1 protein-coding gene is annotated in these 855 nt (G+C 49.1%); it reads left to right on the top strand.

Translation table 11 applies throughout. The features are described from left to right. Window positions 1-166: 166 nt before the first annotated feature. A partial coding sequence (locus RMT89_RS40415; protein WP_315888735.1) for a hypothetical protein occupies window positions 167-855 on the top strand: 689 nt, incomplete at its 3' end.

Genomic DNA, 855 nt, shown 5'->3' with positions numbered 1-855 from the left:
GAGCGTATCCGGGCACCCATGGGCATGTGGACTAAGGAGCAGACATTCATCGATAACGATGCACAAAAGCTCTTAGACCACATGTTCGACTACTACGCATAATAGCGTACTAATATTTTTTGTGATTATTGAGGTAATCACATTTGCAAATGAAAAGGAATGAAGAATGAGCCTTCTCTCGAAACTGAAAGTGGACAAGGGTTCACAGGAACAGGAAGAACTCCTGAGCACGGGTTCGCGTCGTCCGTCTGACGTGTACGACTTCAATATCGAAATGGTGTACCTGACCGCTGCTGATAGCGGTGCAATCGCTGCAAACCTCGTCCTGAAGGACGACAAGGGCGAATATCGCGAGACGATTTACATCTCGAACAAGAACGGCGAAAACTTCTATTACAAGAAGGACAAAGACGGTAATCTCACCGATGAAAAGATTTTGCTGCCGGGCTACCAGCTTCTCAACAGCATTGCGCTTCTGACCGTCGAAAAAGAGTTCGATGAACTCGAAAGCGAGGAAAAGGTCGTTCGTCTCTACGATTTTGAAGAACGCAAGGAACTGCCGAAGACCGTCGAGCATCTGCCGGAACTCGTGGGCCAGCCAATCAAGGTTGCTCTCATTGACATTCTCGAAAACAAGAGTGCCAAGAACGATGCAACCAACAAATATGAAGCCACGGCTGAAACTCGTGAAATCAACCAGATCGAGTTCGTGGCTCATCAGGAAAGCGGTGCAACCGTTACCGAACTGCGTCAGGACAAGGAACCAGGTAGCCTGATGGCTGCATGGCTCGAACGTAACAAGGGCAAGCAGAAGGACAAGCGCAAGATCAAGGACGGCGCTCCTGCTGCGGGAAA

Source organism: Streptomyces sp. P17, from assembly GCF_032436805.1.
Taxonomy (GTDB): Bacteria; Actinomycetota; Actinomycetes; order Streptomycetales; family Streptomycetaceae; genus Streptomyces.
The sequence above is the reverse complement of the archived record's forward strand: the minus strand, read 5'-3'. Positions and strand labels throughout refer to the sequence as shown.